Source organism: Serratia sp. J2, assembly GCF_046269175.1.
Classification (GTDB): domain Bacteria; phylum Pseudomonadota; class Gammaproteobacteria; order Enterobacterales; family Enterobacteriaceae; genus Chania; species Chania fonticola_C.
Window position 1 is genome coordinate 85943 of sequence record NZ_JBKABN010000007.1, and the last position, 16004, is coordinate 101946.

The following is a 16004-nucleotide window of genomic DNA, read 5'->3' on the forward strand; positions in this document are numbered from 1 at the left end:
TGAAATACCGCAGGCGGTTGATCCGGTTCGGTGTTCAAGTGAAAGGTAAAATGCGATGCGTGTGTGGTTTCTATTAGCCAGTTTAATTCTCGCCGGTTGCAGCAGCCATGCGCCACCGCCGAGTGGCCGTTTGTCCGATTCCATTGTGGTGGTAGCGCAATTGAACGAGCAACTGCGTCAATGGTATGGCACTCCGTATCGCTACGGCGGGCTGGATCGCGGCGGTGTTGACTGTTCCGGCTTTGTCTATCGCACCTTCAGCGATCGTTTTGATATGCAATTACCGCGCTCCACGGCGCAGCAAACCGGGCTGGGGACCAAAGTCTCGCGCGACGAGCTGATGCCGGGCGATCTGGTGTTCTTTAAAACCGGCAGCGGAGAGAATGGCCTGCATGTGGGGATCTACGATACCAACGACGAGTTTATTCATGCCTCGACCAGCAAAGGCGTGACGCGTTCTTCACTCAACAACGTTTACTGGCGCAAGGTGTACTGGCAGGCGCGCCGGATTTAACGACCCAAACCCCCTATCTGGTGTATTATGGCAGCACTGCATGATGAGGTGACTGCCATGAATTCCTTACGTTTATTGATTTCTGATTCCTACGATCCCTGGTTTAATCTGGCGGTAGAAGAGTGCATCTTCCGCGAAATGACCACGCAAAAAATCCTCTTCCTGTGGCGTAATGCTGAAACCGTGGTAATTGGCCAGTCGCAGAACCCGTGGAAAGAATGCAATACCCGGCGGATGGAACAGGATGGCATTCGTCTGGCACGGCGCAGCAGCGGCGGCGGGGCGGTGTTTCACGACCTGGGCAATACCTGCTTTACCTTTATGGCCGGTAAGCCCGGCTACGATAAAACCGTTTCTACCGGCATTATTTTGGCGGCGCTGAAACAGCTTGGGATTGATGCATTGGCTTCCGGGCGTAACGATCTGGTGGTTGAAACGGCCGACGGAATGCGCAAAATTTCCGGTTCAGCCTATCGAGAAACCCAGGATCGTGGCTTTCATCACGGTACGCTATTGTTGAATGCCGATCTCAATCGCCTGGCGGATTATCTCAATCCCGATCCGAAAAAATTGCAGGCGAAAGGCATCACTTCTGTACGTTCCAGGGTCGCTAACCTGGCCGAGTTTGTGCCAGAAATCGACCATCAGCAGGTTTGTGACGCCGTTATTCAGGCTTTCTTCGCCCATTATGGTGAAACGGCACAGCCGGAAGCGATCTCCCCGGATGTCTTCCCAGACCTGCCTGATTTTGCCCAGCAATTTGCCAAGCAGAGCAGTTGGGAATGGAATTTTGGCAAAGCGCCAGCGTTTAGCCACTTGCTGAATGAACGATTTACCTGGGGTGGGGTGGATATCTTTTTTGACGTCGAGAAGGGCGCGATTGTACGCGCGCAGATATTCACCGACAGCCTCAACCCTGCGCCATTACAGACTTTGGCCGAAAAGCTGGTGGGATGTGCCTATCGCAGCGAGGCGTTGGCAGACTGTTGTGCACAGCTGGTAGCGCAATATCCACAGCAGGAGAGCGAGCTTAGTGAGTTGCAGCGTTGGTTGTTGGAAACCATTAAGTAGTGCTGTGTGGTAAATAAGTTAGGAATTTTATTAATGAAATCAGGTGGTCGCCGCATCACCTGATCGTTGAACATAAAAAATAACTCACGCATTGCGTAAAGCTTTTAATGTGTAACGATAGATGCCGCAAATATAATTATCGCACCTGACTGCCTGAACAAAAAAACATCGCTAAAGCTATCAATTACTTGGCAACGCCTAGCTAATCACATTACTATTTATGAACTATTCCCGAGGGATTGATCGGTATAACTTATTGTTATACGATGGTTTGCACGTCATTAAGCCTCTGGCATTAAAATGAATATTCAATCTGACGTTGATTTTATTAGTCAGTACGTCTTCTTGCCGATTTACGCCATGACGGGAAGATTGCTGGCGGTGGAACTTCTCACCCGTTTTACTGGCTCGGGCGACAACCTGGCGATGCCTACGGAGATCGGCCTGCGGTTATTAACCCCAGAACAAAGGATTGAGTTATTCAACGACCAACTCACGCTGGCTGAAAAGCACGCGTCATGGTTTGTTGCCAGCGGGGTGACATTGACCATTAATATCGAAGAAACGGTTGTCGATTGGTTACTTGGCAGCGAGACATGTCGTCAGCGAGTGCAGCAGCTGCCGTTTATTGCTTTTGAAATTAATGAGAGTTTTCCCAACCTTTCCGCGGGGAAAGACAACGGAAAAATCCGCTTGTTAAGTTCCTACTTTTCGCTTTGGCTCGATGGTTTCGGTTCTGGCAAAGCGACGTTGACCGCGTTGTACGATGGTTTATTTGATTTTGTGAAGATCGACAAACGCTTTTATTGGCAATTGGTTACCCAACAGGGATATGACCTGGTCATCGATTCACTGCTTAAGAATATCAATCAACTTTGTAAGGGAGTTATTGTTTGCGGCATTGAGAAACATGAGTATTTCAATAAACTGACTAACACCGGTGTTTTAGGGCTACAGGGGTTTTTATGGCCTGCCATCAGTGTGGATAATCTGCGGTCTCTACGCAGGATTGCTGAAGAGTTCGATAATAATAGCTGATTTTTACTTACATACCGGGGTAAATAGTGGACTGGATGATTTTTACCGTGATCCCAGTACTGATAATTATTGTCGCTTTATCATTGATAAAGCACTTTAGCCATGCGCGTAGTAGGTCATTAAAAGACTCACGCCGCAGGCGCTAAATAACCAAGCTGCAGCTTTTTAGTCTACCGCGCCCCTGCAGGTTATCGGCCAGGGGCGAATCCCTTGTAAATCCTCCGTGTTAATCCGCACCTCCAGGCTCTACACTAAGTGTTACGGAGGGCCTATGCCGCAATTTGAAAACGCTTATTACCAACAACTGCCCGGTTTTTATACCGCACTGCAGCCGACGCCGCTTAAAGCGGCCCGTTTACTGTATTACAGCCAGCCACTGGCTCAGGAACTGGGGTTGGACGCAAGCTGGTTTACCCCGGAGAAAACGCCAATCTGGGCAGGAGAAACCCTGTTGCCCGGCATGCAGCCTTTGGCGCAGGTTTACAGCGGCCATCAGTTTGGTTCCTGGGCGGGTCAGTTGGGAGATGGCCGGGGGATCCTGCTGGGCGAACAGCGGCTCGTGGACGGCCGCAGTATGGACTGGCATCTGAAAGGCGCTGGCTTAACGCCATATTCACGCATGGGCGATGGGCGGGCGGTGCTACGCTCGGTGATCCGTGAATTCCTGGCCTCCGAGGCGCTATACCATCTGGGGATCCCGACGACGCGGGCCCTGACAATTGTCACCAGCGAACATCCTGTGTTCCGTGAACAACCGGAGCGCGGGGCAATGCTGCTGCGGGTGGCGGAAAGCCATGTCCGCTTTGGGCATTTCGAACATTTCTATTACCGCCAACAGTCGGAGCAGGTCAGGCAATTGGCGGACTTCGTTATTGCCCGCCATTGGTCGCAATGGGTTGATGAGCAGGATCGCTATCTGCTGTGGTTTACCGATGTGGTGGAACGCACCGCTCGTATGATTGCCCATTGGCAGTGTGTGGGGTTTGCCCACGGCGTGATGAATACCGACAATATGTCGATCCTCGGCCTGACGATGGATTATGGACCTTATGGCTTCCTTGATGACTACCGGCCCGATTATATCTGCAACCACTCCGATCATCAGGGTCGTTATGCGTTCGATAACCAGCCTGCCGTGGGGTTATGGAACCTGCATCGATTGGCGCAAACGCTATCCGGTTTGCTGAGTGCCGAGCAGTTACAGCAGGCACTGGCCGCCTATGAACCGGCGTTGATGCAGGCTTATGGTGAGCAAATGCGTGCCAAACTGGGCTTGTTTACCCAGTCAAAACAGGATAACGATCTGCTGACCGGCTTATTGAGCCTGATGGCGCAAGAGGGACGTGACTACACTCGCACCTTCCGCTTATTGAGCGCCGTTGAGCAGCAGCAGGCGCAAACGCCATTGCGTGATGACTTTATCGATCGCGGCGCCTTTGACGGTTGGTATCAAAAGTATCGCCAGCGCTTACAGCTTGAGCAGGTGAGTGATGCCGAGCGCCAGCAAGCGATGAAGCTGGCGAATCCTAAACTGATTTTGCGTAATTATTTGGCGCAGCAGGCTATCGAAGCGGCAGAGCAGGACGATGTCAGCAAGTTGGCGCGTTTGCACCAGGCGTTGCTGCAACCTTTCGCCGACGATGCTCAGTATGACGATCTGGCGGCCTTGCCACCGGATTGGGGCAAGCATCTGGAAATTTCCTGTTCGAGCTGAATGTAGCAAGCCCTCCATGGCTTAGCGTTACTGACGTAAAAACACCTGCGGCAGTGCGGTCTCCGGGTGGGCGGCGACACCGAGATCTGCCTGATACCAACGTGTCAGGATATCTGTCTGCAATACCTGCTGTGGGGTACCGGAAGCGACCAGGCGGCCCTGATGCAACAACAGAATACGATCGGCATACAGCGCGGCCAGATTAAGATCGTGCAATACGCAACAGACCGCCAACGGCTGCTGACGCGTCAGGGAGCGCAGCAGGCGTAAGGTATGCTGTTGATGATACAGATCGAGCGCCGAGGTGGGTTCATCAAGAAATAACCAGGATGGTGCGGGTTGCGGCTGCCACAACTGCACCAATACTCTGGCCAGTTGCACCCGTTGCTGTTCCCCGCCGGAAAGCTGGCGGTAATCACGTTGGGCCAGGCTGGTGCAATCGGTCTGCTCCATCACCTGTTGGATCGCCCGTTTGGCATCGCGCCCGCTATGCGGAGAGCGACCCATGGCAACCACTTCTTCCACGGTAAACGGAAAGGCCAGTTCGCTGTGTTGACGCATTACCGCCCGGACCTTGGCTAACTGCTGCGGTTGCCACTGCTCAAGCGGTTTACCTTGCAGGCGGCACTCGCCACAGTCTGCTGCCAGATAACCAGTAAGTAAGCGTAGCAGGGTCGACTTCCCCGCGCCGTTGGGGCCGATAATCGCCACCATTTCGCCACTGGTGATGCTGAGGGAGACATCGGTGATCAGCCTGCGATCCCCCAGGTTGTAACGCAATTGCCGTGCTGTCAGCTTTGATGAATCATCCACCGGTGCGCTCCCGCTGGCGCATCACCAGCCACAGAAAATAGGGACCACCGATCAGGCTGGTCATCAGGCCTACCGGCATTTCTGCCGGAGCGACCAGCGTCCGTGCCAGCGTATCGCTCACCAACAGCAGGCAGGCACCGCCGAGGGCAGAGGCTGGCAACAACCAGCGGTGATCGCCCCCAAGCCGCATACGCACCAGGTGGGGTACCACCAGGCCAATAAAGCCGATCACGCCACTCATCGCTACGGCAGCCCCAATCAGCAGAGCGCTCAACAGTAGCAACTGCAGCTTGGCGCGTTGCACATTAACTCCAAGGTAATGTGCTTCTTCATCACCCAGCTGTAGCAGATTCAAACGACGAGCCTGTAACAGCGTCAGCAATGCGGCTGGCAGGATCAGCGAAGCGGACACTACCAGGGTAGGCCACTGTGACTGGCTAAGGCTGCCCATCATCCAGAGTGAAAACTGACGTAATTGCTGGTCGCTACTGAGGTACGACAGCACACCAATCGCCGCCATGCACAGCGCATTGATGGCGATACCGGCCAGCAACAGCCGAGAAAGGCTGCCGTGCCCGCTGCGGCTGATGCCGTAAATCAGTATCGAAACCAGCAGGCTGCCAAGAAACGCCGCCAGCATATGGCTGTATAGCGCGATGAGCGGGGGCAGGGCCAGCGGCATGACGATCACCAGGGCGACGAACAGTGCACCGCCGCTGCTGATCCCCAACAGGCTTGGATCGGCCAAGGGGTTGCGAAACAGTCCTTGCATCACTGCACCGGAAACCGCCAACGCACAGCCGATCACCACGGCCAACAGCACGCGTGGCAGACGAATATTCAGCCAGATATGCCAGGAGGTATCGCTGAGAGGAGCCTGCCACAGGGTGCGAAATGATAGTGTCAACGCCCCCAGGTTAGCGGCCCCAAGTGCCAGGATCGTCAGCAGGATCAGCAGGCTGCCGATCGCCAGGCGGGGCGAGGTTCGGCAACGCATTACTTTTGCTCCGCCGCTTTACGCAACAGGCCCTGCGCCTGCGGCGTTTCAAGACCAAAACCGAGCAGCGCCATATCATCAACGATCAGCACGCGGCGGTTTTTCCCCGCCGGTGTCAGAGCCATGCCGGGCAACAGCCACAGGTTTTCCTGGCCACCGATGGAGCGAACGCCATCGGTAGTCACCAACAGCAAGTCTGGTGCGCTGGCAATCACGCCCTCTTGCGAGAGCGGGCGGTAACGGCTGAAACCTTGCATCGCGTTTTTCAACCCAGCCGCTCTGATAATGGCATCTGCCGCAGTTTGCTGGCCCGCGGCCATGGGGGTAATACCCCCGTGACTCATCACGAACAGTACTTTCACCGGCAGCGGCGTATTGGCTACCGCTGCCAACTGTTGCTGATAGCGTTCAGCCAACTGCTTGCCTTGGCTACTGCGATTGATGGCATCGGCTATCACGCTGATTTTTTCAGGCACCGCCTGCACGGTGGTATCCCCAGGAATACGCACCACCTTCACGCCACTGTCTTCCAGCTGCTTAAGCACCAATGCTGGCTCCGCCAACTCGGTGGTCAGGATCAGGGTGGGTTTCAGCGCCAGGATACCTTCGGCATTCAGTTGGCGCATATAGCCCACGTCTGGCAATGTCTGCACCGCAGCAGGATGTAGGCTGGTACTGTCTCGAGCCACAACTTCATCACCCGCGCCCAGCGCGAAGGCAATCTCGGTCACGTCACCCCCTATCGAAACAATCCTCTCTGCCGCCACGGCGGCTAATGGAAATGCCAGCGCAACGCACAGCGCCAGGCGACGAAACAATGAAGCTATCATGCGGCGACATCCTTCGGTTCAAGTGCAGCAACCTGTTCACGCCACTGCAACTGCTCCGGTTGGCCTTCGGTACGTTGCCCGTAAAGTTGGGCGATCTGGGTGCCATCGGCGGCAAATAGCTCCAGGCTGGTGACCATGCCATCTTTGGTTGGTTTGCGTGTGATCCAGCTTTCGGCGATCGCCCCTTCAATCAGGTGCAGGGTAAAGTGGCGGTTGAAGATGTTGACCCAGCCATCCTGGGGCATCAGGCGCTCAATCTGGCCGGTAAAGATCTGTACGCAGCCCCGGTTGCCGACGAAGATCATGATTTCGTTTTGCGCAGACTTGGCGGCTTCCAGGATCGCCGTCAGCGAGCTGTTGTCCACGCGATAGGCAAGATCGTTACCCACGGCGCGGAAGGCCTGCTGACGGGTCAGATTATTGCGGCTTAGCAGTTGGAAGAACTGGTGGACGTCGGTCATGGCACGCCAGTCGGCATCGATTTTGGCGGTATCCGGCGCGCTGTTACTCTCTTTAATCTCGACCGGTTGCAGCTCCAGTGCCGAGTTTTCCGCAGTCTGATGGCGCTCGACCAGGGCGAACCAGGCGGCGAGATCGGTTTCGTCGGTGGTGTACACCTTATGCAGCGCATCGCCTTGATGATCAAAGAACTGGATGCTGTGGCGCACGCCACGCTTGTTGGTTTCACTCAGGGCAAAAACGCTGGCCCATTGGTTGAGGAACAGGCGCAGATCCAGCTCGCGCGGGTTGAGGATCAGCCCAGCATGACCACTGAGGTGCTGATTCTGATAACGCCCAACCTGTTCATGTACCGCATAGCTGTTACGCGTGATGGACTTGGTGACGCCGACCTGTTCCAGTTCAGTCAGCAGCGTACGGGCATCGGCTTGCAGGCGACGAGCATCGTGGCCGACGCGGGCATGGGTCAGTTCGGCTTCGCTGATACCCAACAGCTCGGCCAGATCGCGGGCATATTTACCTGGGTGATCAATTTTCGCCTGCTCATAACGTTGGTATAGGGTCTCGCTCATTATTTTTCTTCCTGTGCTTGTGGGGGGAGGAGCGGGCAAAAACGGCCTGCCCGCTGTGGTTCAATGGGTTACCACTGATAGCTGACCAGCAGTTTGGCGTTACGACCGTCCTGCGGAATGCCCTGTGGTGAGTAATATTCTTTATCGAAGGCGTTCCCCAGGACCACGGTAGTGGTGACGCCCTGCAGGTCTTCGCGGCCTTTATAGCTTAGGTAGAAATCGTTCACGCCATACCCGGCCTGTTTGGTGTAGCCGGTAGCCACGTTATGCGCACTCTGTGCAAAGGTTCCTACCCAGCCGGTGGATAAACCGGTCTCGGCAATAGGAATATCCAACACGCTGGTGACCGTATCCGGGTTGACACTGGGGAGCCAGTCACCCGTAGTTTCATCTTTACCACGTGTGCGGTTGTAGGCCAGATCCAAACCGAACCACCGGGTTTTATAGTTCAGCGAGGTATCCCATCCCCAAATCTTGGCGCGAGCGATATTGGTTGAGAAGGTGGTACAACTGATGCAGTACATGCCACGTGGGCCACGGCCTAACTCCATGGTGACACCGGTAGTGATATAATCCCTGGCTTTGGTATCGAAGTAGCTGGCCTTGAATTGCAGGCTGTCGTCGGCCATTAACAGATCGTCAAAGCGTAAGCCGAAACCGTATTCCTGCGTGGCGTTGGTTTCTGGTTTCAGATTTGGGTTCGGCACCCAATAGTTGGTGATCGTGGTTGGCCCCATCGGGATCGAGAAGTGCTTGGAGTCGTTGTACATCTCACCCATGGTCGGTGCGCGGAATGCCTGAGCATAGGAGGCAAACATCATCAACCAATCAGTAGGGGTAACGCTCATCGCACCACGGGATGACCACTTGTTGGCGTTGACGTCGTCATAACCGTCGCTAGAGCCTTTGAAATTGTCATAACGCGTCCCGGCAAGGAAAGAGACGGGCAGGTCACGTAGTGTGATCTCATCTTGCAGCCAGCCGGAAGCGAAGTTGATCTTGGCCTGCGGGAAGCTTTCTGTTGCGCCCCCCGGCGTCTGTTCCTGCCGGTAGGCTTCGCTACCATAGGTAAACAGGTGCGAAGCGAAGCTGTCGGCGAACAGGCGGGTACGGTTTTCCAGCTTGCCACCTTTGGTGGTTTGTTTGCGAGCTTCATCTGCGCTGCCGTCCGTATGCGCATTGATCTCTACTTCGGAGTAATAAATCTTGGCATCGGCATCCAGCCAATCTTGGCCTGTAGGTTTGAGCTTATAACCGAGCTGTGCGTCACGCTGAATCGTAGAACGGTCAGTTAACACATTACTGCTTGAAACATCAGGCGTTTGCGGATTTTTGGGTTCTTGTGCCCGGTTATTGTAATAGCGCAGGTTACCGCTCAGGGACTGGTTGTCATCAATGGCCCAAGTGCCTTTGGCCAGAACGTTGCTGATGGTCTCATCGTTCGGTGCATTAAAGCCATCGCCTTGGCGAATATTGCCGACATCGCGAGTGCCGAAAGAGATCAAACCATCGAGATCGTCAGTTTTACCGTAAGCGCTGGCACCCATACCAAGGCTATGATCGCCGCTAGCTGCCGTGCCGAACACGCGGTAGCCGGTGTTATGACCGGGCAAAAGCAGATCGGCGGCATCAACGGTTTCATAGGAGATAACTCCACCTAATGCGCCACTGCCGTACAACAGTGCTGACGGGCCACGCACTACTTCAATACGTTTTACCAATCCAGGATCCAGGAAGGTGCCATTGATATGGCCGGTATCGGTTCCCTGACGAATACCATCAACCAGGATCAGCACACCACGGCGATCGTAACCCCGCATCATGATGTCTTGCCCATTGCTCCGGCCGGTACCGGTCACGGTAACCCCAGGCACATGACGCAGCATATCGCCGGCGGTGGTGGCGGTTTGGCTCTGAGGGCTGTTGCCGTCGATCACCGTCACCATCATCGGCACTTCAAAACTGCTGCGTTGATTACCGGTGGCGACCACGGTCATGGCCTCATCTCTGTTTTTTTCTTGTGCCTTGGTGGCAGCGGAAACACTGGTGTCGGTCTGAGCAAAAACCACCGTAGGCAAAGCGCAGGCAATGGCCAGGCTTAATGCGGATAAACGCAGCCGGGAGGCAAAAATGGCAGGCATGTGCAACTCTCCGTATGACTCAACATATCAATAGATTTGCTGGCTGCCTGGATCGCAAGATCGGGGTGGCTGGCGTTAAAAGGAACTAAGACGTTATTTGGTTAAGATCAATTTTCCCGCTTTGGTTTGGCGAAGTTGATAGCGTTGTCCTTGATGGATGATCACCGCCAGCCCATCCGTGCCCAGTAGTTCGGCACTGTCGAAGCAGGGCGGTAAAGCGGCAGGAGCACTGCCGTCAGGAGTAACCAAAGCGTTGTTGGACTGTTGGCAATTATTGAGATTGTCCATAAATTCAACCGGTAAATGGTAATTAGTATCAAATTGATAATCATTATCATGTGAACAAAAGGTTACATCAAGGGAAATTTTCTTACCGATGGAACCTTTTTGTCGTCATGCTTACCGGAGCTAGATTGATTGCGATCAATTTGCTGATAAAACGGCTATTTCAACAGGGTTTCGATACGGCCGAACAGGCGCTCAGGTTTGGTGATGGGGGCAAAGCGTGTGATGCGCTCGCCATCGGCGGTGAGCAGGAATTTGGTGAAGTTCCACTTGATACGTTGGCTGCCTAACAGACCGGGAGCACGGCGTTTTAACTCGCTGAACAGGGGATGCGCCTGCGCGCCGTTGACGTCGATCTTGCTGAACAGCGGAAAGCTGACGCCATAGTTGAGGGTGCAGAAGTTGGCAATCTCCAGCGGGTTGCCTGGCTCCTGCCCGCCAAACTGATTGCAGGGGAAGCCCAGCACCATCAACCCTCGTGAGCGATAATACTGCCACAGCTTTTCCAAGCCTGCATACTGCGGGGTAAAGCCACACTTGCTGGCGGTATTGACCACCAGGTAGGCTCGCGCCGGAAAGTCGGCCAGCGTTTTATGTTCCCCTTGCAGGGTGATACAGGGAATGGACAGCAGTGAATGGTTCACAGAAGGGCTCCAGATCGGTTTAGCTCGGATGTTTGGCCAGTATAGCTGAATGACATAAATCTATCGCGTAGAACACTAACTAAATAATTCGGCTAAGATGTTGTGCATACGGTCATTCAGTATTGAAATGAACAGTTTCATGTTATAAAAACACTGTTTCCACGAACAGTAAAAAATCAGAATGAGAGATATTTTCCAATATAAACAATGCATTGCACTCAATTCTTTTTATATTAAGAGAACATTTAAATTAAGAAAATAATATATGAAATAATTCTTTTTTTCATTAAAAGACATTGACACTTGAGTTTTTCAATGTTTATCATCTTATTCATGGTCAATGTTATTTAAATAGGGATTATATGAAAGGGAATAAAGGAAGTGTTATTTTATTGACTTTAATTGGTATGGCATCTTTTATCACCCATGCAGAGACACCAAGGGAGAATGTGAGTGCAGAACCGGTTAAATCAATTTTAAAAATTGATGACTTTCTTCCGGAAAAGAAAAGCTGGTCATTTGGAGTCGGGGTAAACATCATAAATGATAGCTCTGATGGAACCTATTCCGGGGTTTATATAAATCAAATCAGCCCAGGTCAATATGTTATAGACCGTACCTCATTACCGTATAGGAGGGAAAAAAATGGTGCGTCAGGATATTTTTCAGGAATGTATGGGTTGACGCGCCAGCTTTCATTATCAGCAACTGCAAATGGGCAATGGGTCAATACTAAATTTTCATTGGAAAATAATGATGGTTCAACTAAAAATGAGTACAGGTTTAATGGGATAGGGGTTGGGCTAAGTTACCAGTTTTATAGACTGTCAGATTATACGGTTTTGTTTTCTGGTGCAAATTTTAAACATGGATCGCTACAAAGTTACGTTCTTGGTTCTTCTCTCAGTTGGATATACGATCCTCTGGTACTTAATCTATCATTAGGTTATCTCGATGGTATTTCGAAGGAGAGGTTTACTAACGACTATAAAGTATACACTATGTCGGGGAAAGTTGTCTTTGCTATAAATCCTGAAGTTAATTTAAATTGGGGGTTTTCTAAGGATGCCATAAACGCATATAGTTATATTTCTAGCCAGAAAGAGTGGAGCAGTAAAACATCCTTATTAGCTGGCACTACGGTGAACTTGGCTGAAAATGCTATTGCTAGCGTTGGTGTTAAAGGCGGGGTAGGTAATAACAAAGGATCTGTTATATCTCTTGGTTTGAATTATCGAATGTGAATAGGTGTCAACCTTTACCCTGTCAGAATGTTATAAATTTATTTCGCATAGTATTCCAATATCCTATCTAACGCGTTCAGTATCGTAATAAACATTTAATGCATAAGGGTTGCGTATGATGAAGATAAAACAGGCTTTATTTCTTTGCGCTTTAGGTTATTACTCTGTTTTTAGTGTGAATGTGTGCGCTGAAAATAAAATTGAATTTTTTGATCAGGATAAATACCGTAAGTTAGAGGCGCTGGGATATCATTCATTCTCACCATTAAATATAGAGGAGTTAGATAATACCAAAGGTAAGGTTGGACCTCTGGTTATTGGTGCCATTGGGGCGGCAGGAGGTGCTGCTGGGTCAATTGGTATTGACTTCTCAAATGGAGCGCAAATAAATTGGGGGAATGCAGCCACGGCGGCCGTCGGTGGTTTTGTAACCGGTGCTTCGGGTGGGTTAATGGGCGCTACGGTGTCAGGGGCGGCTGCCAGTGCGGCTTTAGGTGTAAGTGCTATGGGGGCGACTAATGCGGCGATTGGTGGTGGCGCTGGGAGCGGGTCATGTTCTAGCAGTTGTCATAAGAAGAAGTAATATGAATATATTCAGCATAGGATTTCTTATCATGGCAACATATTGTCACTTTATTACAGGCGCTATAATATTTATCAATGTAAAGAAACATGTAATGCTGTTCTCATCATTGATACTGCTTTTGTCAGGGTTAACCAGTGGTTATGTTGTTTTTACCTCGCTTTACTCCCTTTTTATTATTTTAATGGCTGTTGTTATCCACTGGCTTTCTAAAAATAAAATCATAAAAGGAGTTAAAAATATGGGTGTTATGTATGTAAATTTATCTGCACTACCCACTATTGTTTACCTGGCTAAATGGATAGGTTCATGATTTGGAGTAGAATCGAAAGGGTTCACTAGTGATAATGTTAACATGACATTTATTGGGGGAGCTATTGAAGAGATGGATAGTGAATGTTATATATTGGCTCATGCTTTTTAGCGGTTGTCAAACGAATGTGGAAGCAACCTATCTTGACACTAAATTCCGCGGGGGTAATAAACAGCTATATGATAACACCTGCGGGGTGGCATCCTTTGAGTTTATTTTAAGGCAGTATTATAGTATTGGTGCATCAGAACTAATGTTGATAAATAAAATAGGTGTTAAGCCTGAGTATTCACTCTTGGATATTAGCATGCAATCAAAAATAATGGGGCTGGATACAATAGGCGTTAAAATCACATCAAAACAATTAAGACAACTTCACTCACCAGCCATTCTATACATAAATAGATTTGGAAAAAAGCACTTTGTGGTTTTTCATGGGGTGGCTAATGGCGTCATTCAAATATACGATCCTGCTTGGGGGTATATTAACTACTCATTTCCACAGTTCGAAAGTTATTGGCTTGGAGATGAGCAGTTCGGTCGCGCGCTGCTTTTTCTCGATGATATTAACATCAATATCAACGAAAGCCTGATCTACCAAAAAGTCGTTTTGATAGAGTGATCACAATGCTTGATAAATCCTATGGTCAACTGTTGTATGGCGACCGCAGCAGCAAATGAGAGCCAGCAGGCCAAAAGCATGCTGGCTAAAATAATCAGAAACGGGTATCTACCGCGTCGGCCAGCATAGCCAGCAACTGCTCGCTGTCCGACCAGCTCAGGCAAGGGTCGGTAATGGATTGGCCGTAGGTTAGTGATTGGCCAGCCACGATCTTCTGCGTGCCTTCCACCAGGAAGCTTTCGGCCATCACGCCAGCGACGGCCACGGAGCCTGCACGGATCTGTTGGCAGACGTTTTCCGCCACTTCCAACTGGCGGCGATGCAATTTCTGACAATTACCGTGGCTGAAGTCGATCACCAGCTGTTCAGGTAAATCAAACTCGCGCAAGCTATCACACGCGGCTACCACATCGGTCGCGTGATAGTTTGGCGTCTTGCCGCCGCGCATGATGATATGGCCATAAGGGTTGCCGCTGGTCTGGTAAATGGTCATCTGGCCGGTTTTGTCTGGCGACAGGAACATATGACCGGCGCGAGCAGCACGGATGGCATCAATGGCGATGCGGGTATTGCCGTCGGTACCGTTTTTGAAACCAACCGGGCAAGAGAGCGCCGAGGCCATTTCACGGTGGATCTGGCTTTCGGTGGTGCGAGCGCCAATTGCGCCCCAGCTGATCAGGTCGGCAATATACTGGCCGATCACCATATCCAGGAACTCGGTCGCCGTTGGCAGGCCAAGCTGATTCACTGACAATAGCAGCTTGCGCGCCATCTCAATGCCACGGTTGACCTGATAGCTGCCGTCCAGGTCGGGATCGGAAATCAAGCCTTTCCAGCCCACCACGGTGCGCGGTTTCTCAAAATAGGTACGCATCACGATTTCCAGGCGGTCCTGATAGCGCTCGCGCAATACGTTAAGGCGGGTGGCATAGTCCATCGCCGCATCCAGATCGTGAATGGAGCAGGGGCCAATCACTACCAACAGGCGTTTATCTTCGCCAGTTAGGATTTTTTCGATACGTTTACGTGACGCTGTCACGTTATCGGCTACCGATGCTGAGATCGGCAACTTCTCTGCCAACGCCTGAGGCGTGACCAAGCTGTCGATGCGCGCGGTCCGCAGTTCATCTGTTTTGTGCATGATTGTCTCTAAAACTTGTTCTTCGCGACGGCAGGAATACCGGGAAGTGATGGCGATCACAATAACGCAAAAACCGCTGAATTCAACCGTAGAGATTGTGATCTGCTGATTAAAACCGGTAAAAAAGCACAAAAGAGGGGCATAGACGACTATCCGCCAGCCCCTACTATCAGAACATCCGCCGGCTCATACCGAGGATATCGAGGATCTTGGTGGAGATCTCCTCCACCGAATAGTTGGTGGTATTGAGATAGCGGATCTGATTTTTGCGAAACAGCGCTTCTACTTCGGCAACTTCCATCCTGCATTGGCGCGGGGAAGAGTAACGGCTGTTTTCGCGGCGTTCTTCGCGGATCGCCGTTAACCGCTCAGGGTTAATGGTCAACCCAAATAACTTATGTTGAAACGGTTTTAACGCGGCGGGTAGCTGCAAATTATCCATATCATCGGCGGTAAACGGATAGTTGGCCGCGCGGATACCAAATTGCATCGCCAGATACAGGCTGGTGGGGGTTTTACCACAGCGGGATACGCCGAGCAGGATCACCTGCGCCTGATCGAGATTGCGCAGCGATATCCCATCATCATGGGCCAGGGTGTATTCAATGGCCGCGATCCGGGCGTCATACTTACCCAGGTTGTTTTCGGTGAGCCCGTGGGTGCGATTAGGCACCGGCGTTGGATCCACCGCTAATTCACCCTGTAGCGGGCCGACCAGGGCTTGCACGATATCCTGGCAGAACCCTTCACTTTGGGTGATCACCTGGCGCACTTCCGGCGAGATAATCGAATAGAACACCAGTGGACGCACCCCGGTCTGCTGGTAAATATCATTGATCTGTTGGCATACGCCCCGCGCACGCGCTTCGGTTTCCACAAAAGGTAGAGTGAAAGTGGTGGCCTTGACGGGAAACTGTGACAGCACCGCATGCCCCAAGACTTCGGCGGTAATGGCCGTGCCATCCGAGATATAAAAAACGCTTCTTTCCACCCATAACTCCTTAATGCCTGAAACGACTGATA

Annotated in this window: 17 protein-coding genes; 8 read left to right on the forward strand and 9 right to left on the reverse strand. The window is 51.5% G+C overall.

Going from position 1 to position 16004, the window contains the following annotated elements:
• Positions 1-55 precede the first annotated feature (55 nt).
• The 4 genes from ACKWMY_RS09640 to ACKWMY_RS09655 all read left to right on the forward strand — a co-directional run bounded on the left by ACKWMY_RS09640 (position 56) and on the right by ACKWMY_RS09655 (position 4337).
• Positions 56-514 carry an NlpC/P60 family protein gene (locus ACKWMY_RS09640; RefSeq protein WP_021178133.1) on the forward strand — a complete coding sequence of 153 codons (459 nt, stop codon included), beginning with the start codon at positions 56-58 and terminating at the stop codon, positions 512-514.
• 57 nt (positions 515-571) lie between these two features.
• Positions 572-1585 carry a lipoate--protein ligase A gene (locus ACKWMY_RS09645; RefSeq protein ID WP_409486233.1) on the forward strand — a complete coding sequence of 338 codons (1014 nt, stop codon included), beginning with the start codon at positions 572-574 and terminating at the stop codon, positions 1583-1585.
• Positions 1586-1885: 300 nt separating this feature from the next.
• On the forward strand, positions 1886-2623 hold the full coding sequence (locus tag ACKWMY_RS09650) for an EAL domain-containing protein (RefSeq protein ID WP_024530005.1): 738 nt from the start codon (positions 1886-1888) through the stop codon (positions 2621-2623).
• Positions 2624-2894: 271 nt separating this feature from the next.
• Positions 2895-4337 carry a protein adenylyltransferase SelO gene (locus tag ACKWMY_RS09655; protein WP_074031020.1) on the forward strand — a complete coding sequence of 481 codons (1443 nt, stop codon included), beginning with the start codon at positions 2895-2897 and terminating at the stop codon, positions 4335-4337.
• A gap of 27 nt (positions 4338-4364) precedes the next feature.
• On the opposite strand, the gene ACKWMY_RS09660 is transcribed toward ACKWMY_RS09655, so the two are convergent.
• The 7 genes from ACKWMY_RS09660 to ACKWMY_RS09690 all read right to left on the reverse strand — a co-directional run bounded on the left by ACKWMY_RS09660 (position 4365) and on the right by ACKWMY_RS09690 (position 11078).
• Positions 4365-5150, reverse strand: coding sequence for a heme ABC transporter ATP-binding protein (locus tag ACKWMY_RS09660; protein WP_074031021.1), 786 nt, complete (start codon positions 5148-5150; stop codon positions 4365-4367).
• A complete protein-coding gene (locus ACKWMY_RS09665; protein WP_024530002.1) occupies positions 5143-6147 on the reverse strand; it encodes a FecCD family ABC transporter permease in 1005 nt (334 codons plus the stop codon). The genes ACKWMY_RS09660 and ACKWMY_RS09665 overlap by 8 nt, the downstream gene beginning before the upstream one ends.
• Positions 6147-6977 carry a hemin ABC transporter substrate-binding protein gene (locus ACKWMY_RS09670; protein WP_409486234.1) on the reverse strand — a complete coding sequence of 277 codons (831 nt, stop codon included), beginning with the start codon at positions 6975-6977 and terminating at the stop codon, positions 6147-6149. The genes ACKWMY_RS09665 and ACKWMY_RS09670 overlap by 1 nt, the downstream gene beginning before the upstream one ends.
• Positions 6974-8008, reverse strand: a complete 1035-nt coding sequence (locus ACKWMY_RS09675) for a hemin-degrading factor (RefSeq protein WP_409486235.1) — start codon at positions 8006-8008, stop codon at positions 6974-6976. The genes ACKWMY_RS09670 and ACKWMY_RS09675 overlap by 4 nt, the downstream gene beginning before the upstream one ends.
• A 68-nt stretch (positions 8009-8076) precedes the next feature.
• Positions 8077-10149: a TonB-dependent hemoglobin/transferrin/lactoferrin family receptor gene (locus ACKWMY_RS09680; protein WP_409486236.1), complete on the reverse strand. Its 2073-nt coding sequence runs from the start codon at positions 10147-10149 to the stop codon at positions 8077-8079.
• A gap of 93 nt (positions 10150-10242) precedes the next feature.
• On the reverse strand, positions 10243-10437 hold the full coding sequence (hemP, locus tag ACKWMY_RS09685) for a hemin uptake protein HemP (RefSeq protein ID WP_021804574.1): 195 nt from the start codon (positions 10435-10437) through the stop codon (positions 10243-10245).
• Positions 10438-10592: 155 nt separating this feature from the next.
• A complete protein-coding gene (locus tag ACKWMY_RS09690) occupies positions 10593-11078 on the reverse strand; it encodes a glutathione peroxidase (protein ID WP_024529998.1) in 486 nt (161 codons plus the stop codon).
• 362 nt (positions 11079-11440) lie between these two features.
• Here ACKWMY_RS09690 and ACKWMY_RS09695 point away from each other — a divergent pair, with 362 nt between their 5' ends.
• The 4 genes from ACKWMY_RS09695 (at position 11441) to ACKWMY_RS09710 (ending at position 13840) form a co-directional block, all read left to right on the forward strand.
• Entirely contained in the window at positions 11441-12322 is an 882-nt protein-coding gene (locus ACKWMY_RS09695) for a hypothetical protein (RefSeq protein WP_409486237.1), read from the forward strand.
• Positions 12323-12437: 115 nt separating this feature from the next.
• Positions 12438-12905, forward strand: a complete 468-nt coding sequence (locus ACKWMY_RS09700) for a hypothetical protein (RefSeq protein ID WP_024529996.1) — start codon at positions 12438-12440, stop codon at positions 12903-12905.
• Between the two features lies 1 nt (position 12906).
• On the forward strand, positions 12907-13218 hold the full coding sequence (locus ACKWMY_RS09705; RefSeq protein WP_409486238.1) for a hypothetical protein: 312 nt from the start codon (positions 12907-12909) through the stop codon (positions 13216-13218).
• 79 nt (positions 13219-13297) lie between these two features.
• Positions 13298-13840 carry a C39 family peptidase gene (locus ACKWMY_RS09710; protein ID WP_409486239.1) on the forward strand — a complete coding sequence of 181 codons (543 nt, stop codon included), beginning with the start codon at positions 13298-13300 and terminating at the stop codon, positions 13838-13840.
• A 94-nt stretch (positions 13841-13934) separates the two neighbouring features.
• Here the strand turns inward: ACKWMY_RS09710 and ACKWMY_RS09715 are convergent, their stop codons facing one another.
• Both ACKWMY_RS09715 and ACKWMY_RS09720 read right to left on the reverse strand, forming a co-directional pair.
• On the reverse strand, positions 13935-14981 hold the full coding sequence (locus tag ACKWMY_RS09715) for a 3-deoxy-7-phosphoheptulonate synthase (protein WP_021178121.1): 1047 nt from the start codon (positions 14979-14981) through the stop codon (positions 13935-13937).
• A gap of 169 nt (positions 14982-15150) precedes the next feature.
• Positions 15151-15972, reverse strand: a complete 822-nt coding sequence (locus ACKWMY_RS09720; RefSeq protein ID WP_021804571.1) for a pyruvate, water dikinase regulatory protein — start codon at positions 15970-15972, stop codon at positions 15151-15153.
• Positions 15973-16004: the final 32 nt, after the last annotated feature.